The 14,553-nt window shown below is 53.4% G+C and carries 9 protein-coding genes and 2 pseudogenes; 5 read left to right on the top strand and 6 right to left on the bottom strand.

Translation table 11 applies throughout. The features are described from left to right. Positions 1 to 16: 16 nt before the first annotated feature. The 3 genes from Q0683_RS00130 to psaA all read right to left on the bottom strand — a co-directional run bounded on the left by Q0683_RS00130 (position 17) and on the right by psaA (position 6,328). On the bottom strand, positions 17 to 1,573 hold the full coding sequence (locus Q0683_RS00130; protein ID WP_298616472.1) for a mechanosensitive ion channel: 1,557 nt from the start codon (positions 1,571 to 1,573) through the stop codon (positions 17 to 19). Positions 1,574 to 1,811: 238 nt separating this feature from the next. After that, positions 1,812 to 4,037 carry a photosystem I core protein PsaB gene (gene psaB, locus Q0683_RS00125; protein WP_298975577.1) on the bottom strand — a complete coding sequence of 742 codons (2,226 nt, stop codon included), beginning with the start codon at positions 4,035 to 4,037 and terminating at the stop codon, positions 1,812 to 1,814. 23 nt (positions 4,038 to 4,060) lie between these two features. Continuing rightward, a complete protein-coding gene (gene psaA / locus Q0683_RS00120) occupies positions 4,061 to 6,328 on the bottom strand; it encodes a photosystem I core protein PsaA (protein WP_298975574.1) in 2,268 nt (755 codons plus the stop codon). A 353-nt stretch (positions 6,329 to 6,681) separates the two neighbouring features. Here psaA and Q0683_RS00115 point away from each other — a divergent pair, with 353 nt between their 5' ends. Further along, positions 6,682 to 7,080, top strand: a complete 399-nt coding sequence (locus tag Q0683_RS00115) for a RidA family protein (protein WP_298616480.1) — start codon at positions 6,682 to 6,684, stop codon at positions 7,078 to 7,080. Here Q0683_RS00115 and Q0683_RS00110 read toward each other — a convergent pair. From Q0683_RS00110 to Q0683_RS00100, 3 genes are all read right to left on the bottom strand, one after another. Further along, positions 7,067 to 7,585, bottom strand: a complete 519-nt coding sequence (locus Q0683_RS00110; RefSeq protein WP_298616482.1) for a DUF4330 domain-containing protein — start codon at positions 7,583 to 7,585, stop codon at positions 7,067 to 7,069. The two genes, Q0683_RS00115 and Q0683_RS00110, sit on opposite strands and share 14 nt — an antisense overlap. Positions 7,586 to 8,262: 677 nt before the next feature. Then, positions 8,263 to 8,610, bottom strand: coding sequence for a YbaB/EbfC family nucleoid-associated protein (locus tag Q0683_RS00105; protein ID WP_298617606.1), 348 nt, complete (start codon positions 8,608 to 8,610; stop codon positions 8,263 to 8,265). 63 nt (positions 8,611 to 8,673) lie between these two features. Continuing rightward, positions 8,674 to 9,324, bottom strand: coding sequence for a lipid-binding SYLF domain-containing protein (locus tag Q0683_RS00100; protein ID WP_298613892.1), 651 nt, complete (start codon positions 9,322 to 9,324; stop codon positions 8,674 to 8,676). Between the two features lie 426 nt (positions 9,325 to 9,750). On the opposite strand from Q0683_RS00100, the gene Q0683_RS00095 reads away from it, so the two are divergent. The 4 genes and pseudogenes from Q0683_RS00095 to Q0683_RS10980 form a co-directional block, all read left to right on the top strand. Then, the gene (locus Q0683_RS00095) at positions 9,751 to 11,730 is read left to right on the top strand and encodes an NAD(P)H-quinone oxidoreductase subunit 5 (protein ID WP_298613890.1); all 1,980 of its coding nucleotides are present in this window, start codon (positions 9,751 to 9,753) and stop codon (positions 11,728 to 11,730) included. 49 nt (positions 11,731 to 11,779) lie between these two features. Then, entirely contained in the window at positions 11,780 to 13,369 is a 1,590-nt protein-coding gene (gene ndhD1, locus Q0683_RS00090) for a photosynthetic/respiratory NAD(P)H-quinone oxidoreductase subunit D1 (protein ID WP_298613888.1), read from the top strand. Between the two features lie 354 nt (positions 13,370 to 13,723). After that, positions 13,724 to 13,949, top strand: a pseudogene (locus Q0683_RS00085) (IS607 family transposase); the annotation flags it as partial. A 60-nt stretch (positions 13,950 to 14,009) separates the two neighbouring features. Continuing rightward, a pseudogene (locus Q0683_RS10980) lies at positions 14,010 to 14,553 on the top strand (helix-turn-helix domain-containing protein); the annotation flags it as partial.

The following is a 14,553-nucleotide window of genomic DNA, read 5'->3' as shown; positions in this document are numbered from 1 at the left end:
GTCCGTTGTTGCCCAGTTATTGCGAATCAGACTGCTTGCCCTTGAGCAACGCAATCCACTCCTCCACCTGCGCCGCTGCAATTTGGCGACATCCCAACCCAAAAGCGAGGGCGATCGCCACCGCAATGGAACCAAAGAGCAAGCCAAAGGCCAGATTGACAATACTGGCCGCAATGCCCATTTGTTGCAGTGCCATTGCCCCGACAAAGGCAAGAATAGCAATTCGCGCCGCCTGCGCCAAAAAGCGGGCTTGGGATCCACCCGTAGCGGCAACCACGCGAAAAGCTAAATTTCCCAAATACAGACCCACCGCAAAGATGACAATCCCCACCAGCACTTGACCCAAAATGACCAGTAGGGCACTGACAAATGCCGTCAACGCCGGAATTTCGAGCACTTCAACGGCAGCGATCGCGCCTACCAAGATAATGCCAACCAATACAACAATGCCAGCGATTTCCGAAGGCTGACGCCACTGGCGTTGCGTCTCAGGGGTCTGTTCTCCTTCGGCAGGAGGGGTTGGTAAGCCTAGCCAAATAGATACTTGGTCAAAGCCCAAGCTGGCCAAAAAGCCCGTCAGTGTCTCCGCCACAAAGCGGCCAATGAGATAGGCCAGCACCAAAATCACCCCCGCCGTAAAGATGCGCGGCAGTGCCAGCAGAATCTGATTGAGCATTGCTGTTGCTGGGGCACTAATGGCTGCAATTTGCAGCGCCTCCAAAGCCGCGATTGCCGTGGGAATCAAAATTAACACATAGACCAACGTGCCCGCACCGGTTGCTAGGGATTCCCCCAGTGTTCCTTGTCCCAACCTCAGCCGTTCACCAAAGCGCTGCACACCTAAAGCGGTCATTAAATTCACCACCAAGCCGCGCACAATCCGTGCAATTAGCCAGCCCACAACCGCAATAATTGCCGCCTTCAAGATAAAGGGCAGCGCCCCCAGAATATCGTTGAGCAGATTTTGCACTGGCTGAAGAGCCCCCTGAAGGTCAAGAACTCCTAAAATCAAGGGCAGGAAAAATAACAACACAAACCAATAGAGCCCATTCCCCAACATGTCACTAAACAAAATAGGGGGAGATGCTGCTTCCCCCTCGGCCAACTGCTCCAGGGGACGGTCTAAATTCAGTGCTTGGGCCGACCGCACAGCCACCAACTTAGCCAACGTCGCCACCAGCCAAGCCACCGCACCTAAAATGATCGCTGCTCCCAGCTTAGGCAGGAAGCTAAAGATCTGATTCAGAAATGCGTTGAGGGGTTGAGAGGCTGTGGTTAACCGCAGGGCATCTAAAAACATCACTACGGCCACCAGAAAGATGACCCAAAAGACAATGCCGCTGATAATACTGGCAATAGAAACCCTCCGCACTGCTTCACTATCCCCACCTAGGAATTGAGCCAGCCGCGTGTCAAACTGAAGACGCTTCAAAAGGAGGTGGGTCAGTTTTGCTAGAATTAGCGCCACAATCCAGCCCAAGATGAGGAGTGCTACTGCTGTAATCAATTGAATGAGCAGTCCCCTTAAGTCATTCAAGTTAAGACCAATGCTTTCTTGAAGTTGCTCACCCATAGAGGGAGATTCTTGCATGAACTGGGCAAAAGAAGCTCTTGGCAACCCCCAGAGGTTTAGCAGCTTATCAAGCATCTTGTTCTTCCTCAGTCACAATGAAAGCAGCCCAACGTTAAAAGCTAGCCCTATCCTACCAGAGAAAAAATTTTCCATACAAACTTTGCAAACTCTTAATGCAAAAGGAAAATCCCCCACCCTAGGGCAGGGGATTTCAAAAACTCAGGTCAGCTCAGGCAAATCAGCCAAATTTGGCTGCTGTTGAAGCAATGAGAAAGGCTGCGTAAGTGAGAACATAGCCCACACTAAAGTGAGCCAGACCCACGAGGCGAGCCTGCACAATCGAGAGGGCAACGGGCTTATCTTTCCAACGCACCAAGTTGGCCAAGGGCGTGCGCTCGTGCGCCCAAACCAAGGTTTCAATCAGCTCTTGCCAATAACCACGCCAGCTAATGAGGAACATGAAGCCCGTCGCCCACACAAGGTGACCAAACAGGAACATCCATGCCCAGACCGACAGGTTATTGGTGCCAAAGGGATTGTAACCATTGATGAGTTGGGACGAGTTCAACCAGAGGTAATCGCGCAGCCAGCCCATGAGGTAGGTGGAGTTTTCGTTGAACTGAGCCACATTGCCTTCCCAGACACCGAGGTGTTTCCAGTGCCAGTAGAAGGTCACCCAACCAATGGTGTTCAGCATCCAGAACATGGCCAGATAGAAGGCATCCCATGCGGAGATGTCGCAGGTACCGCCGCGGCCGGGGCCATCGCAGGGGAAGGCATAGCCGAAGTCTTTTTTATCTGGCATTAGTTTGGAGCCACGGGCATCCAAGGCGCCTTTGACCAAGATTAAGGTGGTGGTGTGCAGCCCCAAGGCAATGGCATGGTGTACCAAGAAGTCCCCAGGACCAATTGTTAAGAACAGAGAGTTAGTGCCACTGTTGATGGCATCAAGCCAGCCGGGTAGCCAGACGTTGCCGTAGTTAGGCCAAGCGGTGCTCGCAATGCTATCGGGATTCGACAGCAGCGTATCGAAGCCATAGAGCAGTTTGCCATGGGCCGCCTGAATAAATTGAGCAAACACCGGCTCAATGAGAATTTGCTTCTCAGGGGTACCAAAGGCAACCACAACATCGTTGTGGACATAGAGACCCAACGTGTGGAAGCCCAAGAAGAGAGACACCCAGCTCAGGTGGGAAATGATCGCCTCTTTGTGTTGCAGCACCCGATCCAACACGTTGCCTTTATTTTGGGCTGGATCATAATCCCGCACCAGGAAGATGGCGCCATGGGCAAAAGCTCCCACCATCAAAAAGCCGGCAATGTACTGGTGGTGAGTGTAAAGGGCGGCCATGGTGGTGTGGTCTTGGGCAATGAAGGCATAGGGTGGCAGCGAGTACATATGCTGAGCCACCAAAGAGGTGATCACCCCCAAACAGGCCAAGTGCAAACCCAACTGGAAGTGCAGCGAGTTGTTGTAGGTCTCATAGATGCCTTTGTGAGGCATGTTGAAAGGCCCTTCCACCTTCGTGCCAAAGAAGTCCTTGGCATCCATCATCTCTTTAATGCTGTGGCCAATCCCAAACTGGGTGCGGTACATGTGGCCCGCCACAATAAAGAGCACAGCGATCGCAAGGTGGTGGTGCGCCATATCCGTGAGCCAGAGGGACTCAGTTTGCGGATGGAAACCACCCAAGAAGGTGAGAATCGCAGTTCCTGCCCCCTCTGCGGTGCCAAAGATATGGCTAGCCGTGTCCGGGTTTTGGGCGTAAACGCCCCAGTTGCCCGTGAAGAAAGGCGCTAGACCGGCGGGGTGGGGCATGGTGCTGAGGAAGTTATCCCAGCCCACGTGCTGACCACGGGACTCAGGAATGGCCACGTGGATTAGGTGACCCGCCCAAGCCAGGGAACTCACCCCAAACAGACCCGCCAAGTGGTGGTTCAGCCGCGATTCGGCATTTTTGAACCAAGAGAGGCTAGGACGGAACTTGGGTTGCAGGTGCAGCCAGCCGGCAAAGAGGGCCAGCGAAGCCAGAATCAGTAGGAAGATGGCACCTTGGTACAGGTCGCCGTTGGTGCGCATACCAATGGTGTACCACCAGTGATAGACACCAGAGTAGGCAATATCCACAGGGTTAGAAGCTCCCGCTTGGGTGAAAGCATCCACTGCGGCTTTGCCAAATTGGGGATCCCAGATCGCATGGGCGATGGGACGGGTGTTGACAGGGTCTTGAATCCATTGCTCAAAGTTTCCCTGCCATGCCACATGGAATAGACTGCCAGACACCCACAGGAAGATGATGGCCAGATGCCCAAAGTGGGAGGCAAAAATCTTTTGGTAAAGATTTTCCTCGGTCATGCCATCGTGGCTTTCAAAGTCGTGAGCCATGGCGATGGCGTACCAAATCCGGCGTGTGGTCGGATCCTGTGCGAGGTCTTGGCTAAACTTCGGAAATTTAGTTGCCATAGTGAGTTATCTCCTCCTCGCCCCTATCCTACAGAAATAATCCGAGCTAGGAAGAATGCCCAAGTGGTGGCGATTCCCCCTAGGAGGTAATGGGCTACACCGACAGCACGGCCTTGAATGATGCTCAGGGCACGGGGCTGGATTGCCGGTGCCACCTTCAGTTTGTTGTGGGCCCAAACAATAGACTCAATCAGCTCTTGCCAGTAGCCACGGCCACTGAAGAGGAACATGAGGCTGAAGGCCCAAATGAAGTGAGCACCCAAGAACAACAAACCATAGGCGGATAGGGCTGAACCATAGGAGCCAATCACCTGAGACGATTGTGCCCACAGGAAGTCCCGTAGCCAGCCATTGATGGTGATGGCACTTTGGGCAAAGTTACCGCCCGTGATGTGAGATACCGTGCCATCGGGAGCAACAGTTCCCCAGACATCCGACTGCATCTTCCAACTGAAGTGGAAAATCACAACGGAGATGCAGTTGTACATCCAGAACAGACCCAGAAAGACGTGATCCCAAGCAGAGACTTGGCAGGTGCCGCCACGACCGGGACCATCGCAGGGGAAGCGGAAGCCCAAGTTGGCTTTATCGGGAATAAGGCGAGAGCTGCGGGCAAAGAGTACGCCCTTCAGCAGAATCAGCACTGTCACGTGGATCGTGAAAGCGTGAATATGGTGCACCATGAAATCGGCAGTTCCCAAGACAATGGGCATCATAGCGACTTTGCCGCCGACGGCAACCACATCACCGCCAAAGGCCACACTGGCGGTCGCTGCTGCATTGGGCGCAGTGCCACCAGGAGCTAGGGTGTGCAGATGTTGTACCCATTGGGCAAACACGGGCTGAAGTTGAATCCCCGTGTCGGAGAACATGTCTTGAGGACGACCAAAGGCGCGCATCGTGTCGTTGTGGACGTACAGGCCAAAACTGTGGAAGCCCAAGAAGATGCACACCCAGTTTAGGTGAGAAATGATGGCATCGCGATGGCGCAGGACGCGATCCAAAACGTTGTTTTGATTCATTGCCGGATCGTAGTCACGCACCATATAGATGGCACCATGGGCAGCTCCCCCCACAATTAGAAAGCCGCCAATCCACATGTGGTGGGTAAACAGCGACAGTTGAGTGGGATAGTCGGTGGCCAAGTAGGGATAGGGGGGCATGGCATACATGTGCTGCGCCACAATAATGCTCAGCGACCCCATCATGGCAAGGTTGATGGCCAGTTGGGCATGCCAAGAGGTGGTCAGCACTTCATAAAGACCTTTGTGGCCGGCACCGGTGAAGGGGCCTTTGTGGGCTTCAAGGATTTCTTTGAGGCTGTGGCCGATCCCCCAGTTGGTGCGGTACATGTGACCAGCAATAATAAAGAGAACGGCGATCGCCAGATGGTGGTGAGCGGTATCCGACAGCCACAGACCGCCGGTAACCGGGTTCAAGCCACCATTAAAGGTGAGGAAATCTGAGTAGGCAGCCCAATTGAAGGTGAAAAAGGGAACGACGCCACTAAAGAAGCCCCAATCCACTTTGGGATATAGTTCAGCCATCAAGCTAGGGTTGAGGATAAACTCATGGGGCAAGGGAATATCCTTTACTGCCACCCCTGCATCCAAGAGTTTGTTGATGGGTAGCGACACGTGGATCTGGTGACCTGCCCAAGCCAAAGACCCTAAGCCAAGTAGTCCGGCGAGGTGGTGGTTGAGCATGGATTCCACGTTTTGGAACCATTCCAGCTTAGGAGCGCGCTTGTGATAGTGGAACCAGCCTGCAAAGAGCATTAAGCCAGCCATGACCAAGCCACCGATGGCGGTGCAGTAAAGCTGGAACTCATTGGTGATCCCAGAGGCACGCCACAGTTGGAATAGCCCCGAAGTGATTTGGATGCCGTGGAAACCACCGCCGACATCCCCATTGAGAATGCCTTGACCCACAATGGGCCAGACTACTTGAGCACTGGGCTTGACACCGGTGGGATCGGCCAGCCAAGCCTCATAGTTTGAGAATTTTGCACCGTGGAAGTACATCCCACTTAGCCAGATGAACACCACAGCCAGATGGCCGAAGTGTGCACTGAAGATTTTGCGGGAAATATCTTCAAGGTCGCTCGTGTGTGTATCAAAATCGTGGGCAAGAGCGTGGAGGTTCCAAATCCATGTGGTGGTTTGGGGGCCTCTGGCCAAAGTGCGGTCAAAATGTCCGGGTTTTGCCCATTTTTCAAACGAGGTGGGCACCGGGTCATTGTCAACCACGACTCTGACCTTTGGCTCTCGCTCCGGTGGACTGATGGTCATCGAGTCTCTCCTCTCTCTTAGGCAAGGAAGGAACGAGGGCATTCACCTCGGCAATATAGAAAGATCCTTAGATCAATGATTGTGAAGAATCGTGAATCTAAAGACCCAGAATGGAACGATAAAGCCCGTTCGGGAGGCGAATGCTCAATTCAGCATTATAGAAGGGGAGTACAGACTTTGCCGATAATTAACATTATTTAAGATGCTTGAATTCTTGACATGATTGTGAGGGTATAAATGCATAATATATTGGCTATCATATCCATTGATTTGATACAGGTAGATGTGGCTCAATCCACTGTAAAATCAGGGTTTAGGGCGATCGCGCCCTCGATGTAATTGTTTTAAGTTTTATGACAAAAGTGATTATTTATACCCCTGATGCACCTCTGCCCGTCGGCCCCTATAGCCAAGCCGTGCGGCAAGGGGAATGGGTCTTTCTTGCAGGGCAAATTGCCCTCGATCCCAAAACGGGTGAGATGGTCGGTGAGGAAGATGTTAAGGAGCAGACCCGCCAAGTGATGGACAACCTCGGTGCTGTCCTCAAGGCTGCTGGCAGTGATTGGTCACAGGTAGTGAAAACAACCGTGTATCTCGCAGACCTCAATGACTTCACAGCCATGAATGAAATCTATGCTAAGTACGTGGATACCGCCACAGCGCCTGCCCGAGCCTGTGTGGAGGTCTCACGCCTTCCTAAGGGGGTCAAGGTTGAAATTGACTGCATTGCCTATTGCCCTACAACGACCTAACGGCAATTACAGAGGCACGAAAATTATAGTCTTTGCCCTCTAGTTCTACGGGTGTCCCTACTTTGATGCCAGTATTTCCCAATACAGGGCCATTTTTGGTGATTTGGCCTCGCCCTTCAAGGGTCAGCAGTAGATTACTGCTAAAGGCCATCTCTGGGCGGGGGTCTGGCAGTGCCTTAACCGATCCATCGGGCTGGGAAACGGTGACTGTCCGCGGCAGTACCTGTACATTTTTCACAGTAATTTGCCCATAGGGCTGGTTGCGAATGATAAAGTTGGCGGTACTGCCCTCAGGAATCAGATCTTGGGGAGTGGGCGTGCTCAAACCTAGAACCAGGACATCCACTTCAATGGGTTGTGCAGCCGCCAGTTGTGCTAGGGAGGTGCCCGATCGCCCCGGCAGAAGGAATAATCCCGCCAAAACACACAGGAGAACAACCCCTGCCCCCAGATCTAGAAGACTTACCTTGCCAAAAAGGCGGCCATAGCGATCAATGAGTTTCATCGGCACTCTAGCTCAAACCCGCAGCAACATCCTACCACACAGGTTCTCTCTAGTTTGCTTGCCAAACCCACAGTTCCCCTTCGGTGCCCCCTGGGGCTAAATACGCTCCCTTGGGATGCCAAGCAAGGGTTGTGAAGTATTCTTAGGCTCTTTGAAGTAACTCAGTTGAATTTGCTGCCAATAACAGAGCCATCCCTCATCACCACCGGCACAAATCCTTGGCCTTGGAGATAATAGATAGAGAGGGCACGCACAGTGCCACGGTGCAGATTGAGTACCTGGGGTTGCCACCTGCCCCCGTTCTCGCTGAGGTGTCGGAGGATAATCTCCTCTTGGGAACCGCTACGGACCTGGGGGGCTGGGGTGGCGATTTCTAACCTGTAAAGATTGCGAACTTTAGCGGGAAAGCACTAACCAGCACCCGACTTTGTTCCCCAGCGGCTGCCCACCCTTAGCGATCGCCGGACACCGCGAGGTTCCTTAAGCTTTGATCGGTCGCCCTTTGTAGGACTTGAGGCTGCAATTGTCGTTAAATCAATGGTGCCCTAGCCATCTTCGGCATAACCCACCACAGCAAACTGATCCCCTAGGTCTTGTCTTGGCCCCAGTTGCATCATTGGAGCATCTCAACAATCAGCAGCCGCAGCTTGGGTGCCATAGTGGGCAAGAGGAGTGCATCAACCCAGACCCGGAACGTTTAAGTCACCTGTTAACTCTTCCATCCGTTCGCGCATGGTGGCGGTGGATTTTTGGTAAGCATCGCGCATGGCAGCTGTGACCAAGTCGGAGAGGACTTCTGCCCCTTCACTGAGGAGATCTGGGCTGATTTCAACGCGGCGGGGTTCTTGGGTACCGCTCATAATCACTTTGACGGCACCGCCTGCCGCTTGACCCTCAATGTCCATTTTTTCTAGGTCTTCTTGCAGCTTCTTGGCGCCCTCTTGAACTTGTTGCGCTTTTTGGATGGCTGCGGCCAGCTCCTTCATTTTGCCCAAACCGAAGCCAAAACCCTGTCCCTTTGCCATAGTGTTCCTTAGCTTTAGAATGCAGACTATTGACTGCTATCTTACCACTGTCTGGATAAGGCATTAGCGAGCCGCACGGGCAAGGGCATTATAAAGGCCGTTGAGAACAGGAGGCGAAGGGAGGGGCGGCGAATTCTCAAAAATTTGGCTGGGGGTAAGGTTGCGGCGACCATAGAACTGGGTATTGGCAGTTTGGTCAAAGCCAATTTTGGCTCCTTCAAGAGCAACCCCTGCAAATAGCCCAGCACTGCGAGTATAGGAAAAGACTTGAGGACTAGGGTCGGTGGGACTCACAACTTCCCCGCCCACTGGGCCTGCGGCAACGGAGACATTGCCTCCTAGGCGAAACGACTGCGCCAAGCTGCGCATAACTACAGATTTATCCATAAAGGCCAGCACCACATCCGTGGATTGGGCGCCAATTTGCAGACCAAAGCTCCCCCCCGTGAGGGTGATAAAGGCGGGCTTGCTCCATTGGTTATTTTCATTGCGCACTAAAAGAATCCCAGCGCCGCGGCGGCCCCCAAAAATAAAGCCTGCCTGAACCACATTGGGAATAATGGCAATTCCTTGGGCACGCTGGATAATCCTCGGAGGAATGCGATTGGTGTTGTTAAATGTAAACTCCCCAAGGACAAATGTGGCGTTCTCGACCCGTTGCACCATGCGGGAATCGGGGGGATTTTGGGCAACGGTGGTAGGGGGGATAAACATCAAAGCGATCGCTCCCCCAATAACAGATCCTGACCAGCATAAGCGTCCTATAACAAACCCCAATCTCATCGCGCTCTCCCCTGTCACTGCATCAATGTATCGTTAGACGGGTAACCCTTTTTGACTTGTTCCATCCCTACACCCCTTTTTGCAAGACCGCAAGACACACAACGCTGCAAAAGCTATTGCAAGGGATCATCTCATTTTTTTTGACATGTCCCCCATGTTGCAGAAAGGCAGGGGTAATCATGCCTTTTGATGGTGGCAATGTTGAAGAAAATCTGTTTTTTTATTTTCCGTAACCGGTACCCCTCGTCGCTTGCTAAAAGGGATGTGGCAAAATGTAGAGGGTTTTGCCTACGCTAGCGATTCATACCTATTGGGTTTTCTAGGCAGGCAGCTCTTGTGGAAAGTTAGGTGGCACGCATGGAACCCCTATATCAATACGCTTGGCTGATTCCCGTTTTACCCCTGTTGGGAGCGCTGATTGTTGGCTTTGGCTTGATTGCCTTCTCAGAGACCACCTCGAAACTGCGACGACCCAGTGCCATTTTTATCATGACCCTGATGGCCATTGCCATGGGGCACTCGCTGGGTCTCTTTTGGAGCCAAGTTCAAGGCCACGCCCCCTACACACAAATGATTGAATGGGCAGCGGCGGGCAATCTCCACATTGCCATGGGATACGTGATTGACCCCCTAGCGGCTTTGATGTTGGTCATCGTTACCACGGTGGCCTTTTTGGTCATGCTCTACAGCGATGGCTACATGGCTCACGATCCTGGCTATGTGCGCTTTTTTGCCTACTTGAGCCTGTTTGGTTCCTCTATGCTGGGGTTGGTGGTCAGCCCCAACTTGGTGCAGGTTTATATCTTTTGGGAACTGGTGGGGATGTGCTCCTACCTGCTGATCGGCTTCTGGTATGACCGCAAAAGCGCAGCGGAAGCAGCACAAAAAGCCTTTGTTACCAACCGCGTTGGGGATTTTGGCCTTCTGTTGGGCATGGTGGGTCTGTTCTGGGCAACGGGCACATTTGAGTTTGGGGAAATGGGCGATCGCCTGACGGAGCTGGTGAATACGGGGCTGCTGTCCCCCAGCCTTGCGGCCATTCTCGCCATCTTGGTCTTCCTTGGTCCTGTAGCTAAATCTGCCCAATTTCCCCTGCACGTATGGCTGCCGGATGCAATGGAAGGCCCGACACCCATTTCTGCTTTGATTCACGCGGCAACAATGGTGGCAGCCGGGGTATTTCTGATTGCGCGCATGTTCCCTGTATTTGAGCAACTGCCCCAAGTCATGGCGCTCATTGCTTGGACGGGTGCCTTTACCGCCTTTATGGGGGCAACGATTGCCATCACCCAAAACGACATCAAGAAGAGCTTGGCCTATTCAACCATTTCCCAACTGGGCTACATGGTCATGGGGATGGGCGTGGGTGCCTACAGTGCCGGCCTCTTTCACCTGATGACCCATGCCTACTTCAAAGCCATGCTCTTTCTGGGATCGGGGTCGGTGATCCATGGCATGGAAGGGGTGGTTGGCCATAACCCTGATTTGGCTCAAGATATGCGCTACATGGGGGGTCTGCGCAAGTATATGCCCATTACGGGGGCAACCTTTCTAGTGGGGTGCTTGGCCATTTCTGGCGTGCCTCCCTTTGCCGGCTTTTGGTCGAAGGATGAAATTTTAGGTGCAGTTTTTCATGCCAACCCGGCGATGTGGGCACTGACGTGGCTCACGGCTGGCCTAACCGCCTTTTACATGTTCCGCATGTACTTCCTGACCTTTGAGGGCAAGTTCCGCAATGTGCCCCCAGAGTTACAGGAGCACCATGATCACCCTGGGCACCACGATGACCCCGCTGCTGCACCCCATGAATCTCCTTGGACAATGACGCTGCCCTTGGTGGTGCTAGCGATTCCCTCGACATTCATTGGTTTTGTGGGTACTCCCTTCAACAATCTCTTTGAAACCTTTATCCATGCCCCCGGTAAGGAGATAATGGCGGAGCACGCGCCGGATTTGACAGAGTTCCTCGTCCTTGGCAGCAGCTCTGTGGGGATTGGCCTGATTGGCATTACCATGGCCTTCCTGATGTATCTCAAGGGGAGTCCCAGTCCGCAGGCGATCGCCAAAGCAATTCAACCCCTGTATCAGTTCTCGCTGCACAAGTGGTACTTCGATGAACTTTACGAAGCGGTCTTCATCAAAGGCTGTCGTCGCTTGGCGCGTCAGGTCTTGGAGGTGGACTACAACGTGGTGGATGGGGTAGTGAACCTCACGGGCTTTGTCACCATGGTTACCGGCGAGGGGCTGAAATACCTTCAAAATGGCCGAGCGCAATTTTACGCCCTGATTGTGCTGCTGGCGGTGTTGGGATTTGTCATCTTCTCGGTGCAAGCCTAACCCCCCTCAGGGTTCTTTCTTAACTGCTGGAGGAGTAAAGACAATTGCCATGAGTACGTTTCCTTGGCTGACAACGATTATCCTGTTCCCCATTGTGGCTGCCTTGGCGATTCCCTTCATCCCTGATCCCAGCGGCAAAGGGCGCCCGATTCGCTGGTATGCCTTAACGGTGGGGCTAATTGACTTTGCCTTGATGGTCTATGCCTTCACGACTGCCTATGACCTGAATACCCCCGGCATGCAACTGTGGGAAAGCTATGACTGGATTCCGGAAATCGGCCTGCGCTGGTCGGTGGGAGCCGATGGCCTCTCGATGCCGCTGATTTTGCTCACGGGCTTTATTACGACGCTGGCGATTTTGGCCGCTTGGCCGGTGACCCTGAAGCCACGACTGTTTTACTTCTTAATGCTGGCGATGTATGGGGGGCAGATTGCCGTTTTCGCCGTGCAGGATATGCTGGTCTTTTTCCTTGCGTGGGAATTAGAACTCATTCCGGTGTACCTGCTCTTGGCAATTTGGGGCGGCCCCAAGCGTCAATACGCCGCAACCAAGTTCATTCTCTACACCGCCGGTAGCTCCCTCTTTATTTTGGTGGCGGGCTTGGCCATGGCCTTCTACGGTGACACGATTAGCTTTGACATGCAAACCTTAGCGGCTAAGGACTATGCCGTTGGTTTTCAACTCTTGGTCTATGCGGGCTTTTTAGTTGCCTACGGCGTCAAGCTGCCAATTGTGCCTCTCCACACCTGGCTGCCCGATGCCCACGGGGAAGCAACGGCGCCGGTGCACATGCTGTTGGCGGGAATTCTCCTCAAGATGGGGGGCTATGCCCTGATTCGCATGAATGTGGATATGCTGCCGGCAGCCCATGCCAAGTTTGCGCCCGTGCTGGTGATTTTGGGGGTAGTCAATATTATTTATGCAGCGTTGACTTCCTATGCCCAGCGGAATTTGAAACGCAAAATTGCCTATTCCTCAATTTCCCACATGGGCTTTGTGCTGATTGGGATTGCCTCCTTTACCAATCTGGGGATGAGTGGGGCAGTGCTACAAATGGTCTCCCACGGCTTAATCGGGGCGAGCCTCTTTTTCTTGGTGGGAGCCACCTATGACCGTACCCATACGCTGATTCTTGAGGAAATGGGCGGGGTCGGCCAGAAAATGAAGAAGATCTTTGCTATGTTTACGGCCTGCTCCTTGGCCTCCCTTGCCTTGCCGGGGATGAGTGGTTTTGTGGCTGAACTGATGGTCTTTATTGGCTTTGCCACCAGTGATGCCTATTCTCTGCCCTTCCGAGTGATTGTGGTCTTTTTGGCCGCAGTGGGGGTAATTCTGACGCCGATTTACCTGCTTTCGATGCTGCGGGAAATTTTCTACGGCCCCGAAAACAAGGAACTGGTTGAGCAGGAAGCCCTTGTGGATGCCGAACCCCGTGAGGTGTTTATCATTGCCTGTCTGTTGGTGCCGATTATCGGCATTGGCCTCTATCCTAAGCTATTGACACAGATTTACGATGCCACCACAGGTCAGGTGATTGCCCGCGTGCGAGAAGTGGTACCCACACTGGCTCAGCAGGGAGATCAACCCCTAGGGACGCTGCCTATAGCGGCACCCAGTCTGCACGCTACCTCTAAATGAGTTGGCTACGAGATTGGGTACTAGGGGAGTGGAATTGGCTGCGCCTGGGGCGATCAGCACTCCTCATTTACTTGATTATTGCGGCCTATCTCTACTTTGGCGCCGATGCGCTCATCTTCCATCCGCCGCCTCCTACTTATTCCCTTTCTGCAGGATTCACGCTGATTCCAGTGGGTCAGGGCGATCGTCTTGCGGTGCGGTATGTCTCCAACCCAGACGCTCACTTTACAGTGCTTTTTAGTCACGGCAACGCTGAAGACCTCGGCATGGTAGAACCCTTTCTTGAGCGGCTGCGGCAGTGGGGTTTGAGCAGTTCACTTGAAATATCACCAAGACTGTGCAATACCTTCCAATATGGAAAGATTGGTGAGCATAGGCGAAGCTGCTTCGGCCTTGGGTGTGTCGATTACGACGCTACGCCGCGGGGAGGCATCGGGAAAACACGGCGGGCGGCCACCGACGCTACGACCTCGCCAAGCTCAAACCCAAACTGTTCCGCGCCCAAGCCGATGCACACCGTCGCACCCTTGCCTATGCCCGTGTCTCCAGTTACGCTCAGAAAGAGGACATTCAAGGTGAGTTCCCGAAAGAACCAGAAACTACTCGATGGCGTCAGAAAGGCTGTTGAGGAGGCTCGCGCATGATCGTCGCCCACAAGATCGCGCTCGACCCCAACAACGGGCAAGCCACCTACTTTGCCAAAGCGGCGGGCACAGCGCGTTTTGCCTACAACTGGGCGCTGGTCGAGTGAAAGCGGCAATATGAGGCATGGAAGCTGGACAACAGTCTACCAAAACCGTCAGAGACTGCGCTGCGTCGGCAGTTGAACGCAATCAAGCGCAGTCAATGCCCGTGGATGCTACAAGTCACCAAGTGCGCGCCGCAGATGGCGATCATTCAACTGGGGGAAGCCTTCAAGAACTTCTTTGCCGGTCGCGCCCGCTACCCGCAGTTCCGCAAGATTCGATACGATTTGCGTTGAGAATCTGAATGTGCGCGGCACGCTGAAGAATCGGCACTTGTCGCGCTCAATTGCCGACATAGGCTTCTTCGAGTTCCGACGGCAGCTTGAGTACAAGGCAGCGATGCGTGGCGGGCAGGTGGTGGTCGTTGATCGCTTCTTCGCCAGCAGCAAGAGCTGTTCGACCTGTGGGTACGTGCTTGATGTCTTGCCGCTGTCAGTG

Origin of the sequence: uncultured Thermosynechococcus sp., assembly GCF_938074695.1 — a bacterium.
Lineage (GTDB): Bacteria > Cyanobacteriota > Cyanobacteriia > Thermosynechococcales > Thermosynechococcaceae > Thermosynechococcus.
The sequence above is the reverse complement of the archived record's forward strand: the minus strand, read 5'-3'. Positions and strand labels throughout refer to the sequence as shown.

What these genes read in the sequence shown, in the direction of transcription:
- Q0683_RS00115 (WP_298616480.1), top strand. Translation starts at nt 6,682, where the DNA reads ATGACAAAAGTGATTATTTATACCCCTGATGCACCTCTGCCCGTCGGC.
- Q0683_RS00100 (WP_298613892.1), bottom strand. Translation starts at nt 9,324, where the DNA reads ATGTTTATCCCCCCTACCACCGTTGCCCAAAATCCCCCCGATTCCCGC.
- Q0683_RS00105 (WP_298617606.1), bottom strand. Translation starts at nt 8,610, where the DNA reads ATGGCAAAGGGACAGGGTTTTGGCTTCGGTTTGGGCAAAATGAAGGAG.
- Q0683_RS00095 (WP_298613890.1), top strand. Translation starts at nt 9,751, where the DNA reads ATGGAACCCCTATATCAATACGCTTGGCTGATTCCCGTTTTACCCCTG.
- Q0683_RS00110 (WP_298616482.1), bottom strand. Translation starts at nt 7,585, where the DNA reads ATGAAACTCATTGATCGCTATGGCCGCCTTTTTGGCAAGGTAAGTCTT.
- psaA (WP_298975574.1), bottom strand. Translation starts at nt 6,328, where the DNA reads ATGACCATCAGTCCACCGGAGCGAGAGCCAAAGGTCAGAGTCGTGGTT.
- Q0683_RS00130 (WP_298616472.1), bottom strand. Translation starts at nt 1,573, where the DNA reads ATGGGTGAGCAACTTCAAGAAAGCATTGGTCTTAACTTGAATGACTTA.
- psaB (WP_298975577.1), bottom strand. Translation starts at nt 4,037, where the DNA reads ATGGCAACTAAATTTCCGAAGTTTAGCCAAGACCTCGCACAGGATCCG.
- ndhD1 (WP_298613888.1), top strand. Translation starts at nt 11,780, where the DNA reads ATGAGTACGTTTCCTTGGCTGACAACGATTATCCTGTTCCCCATTGTG.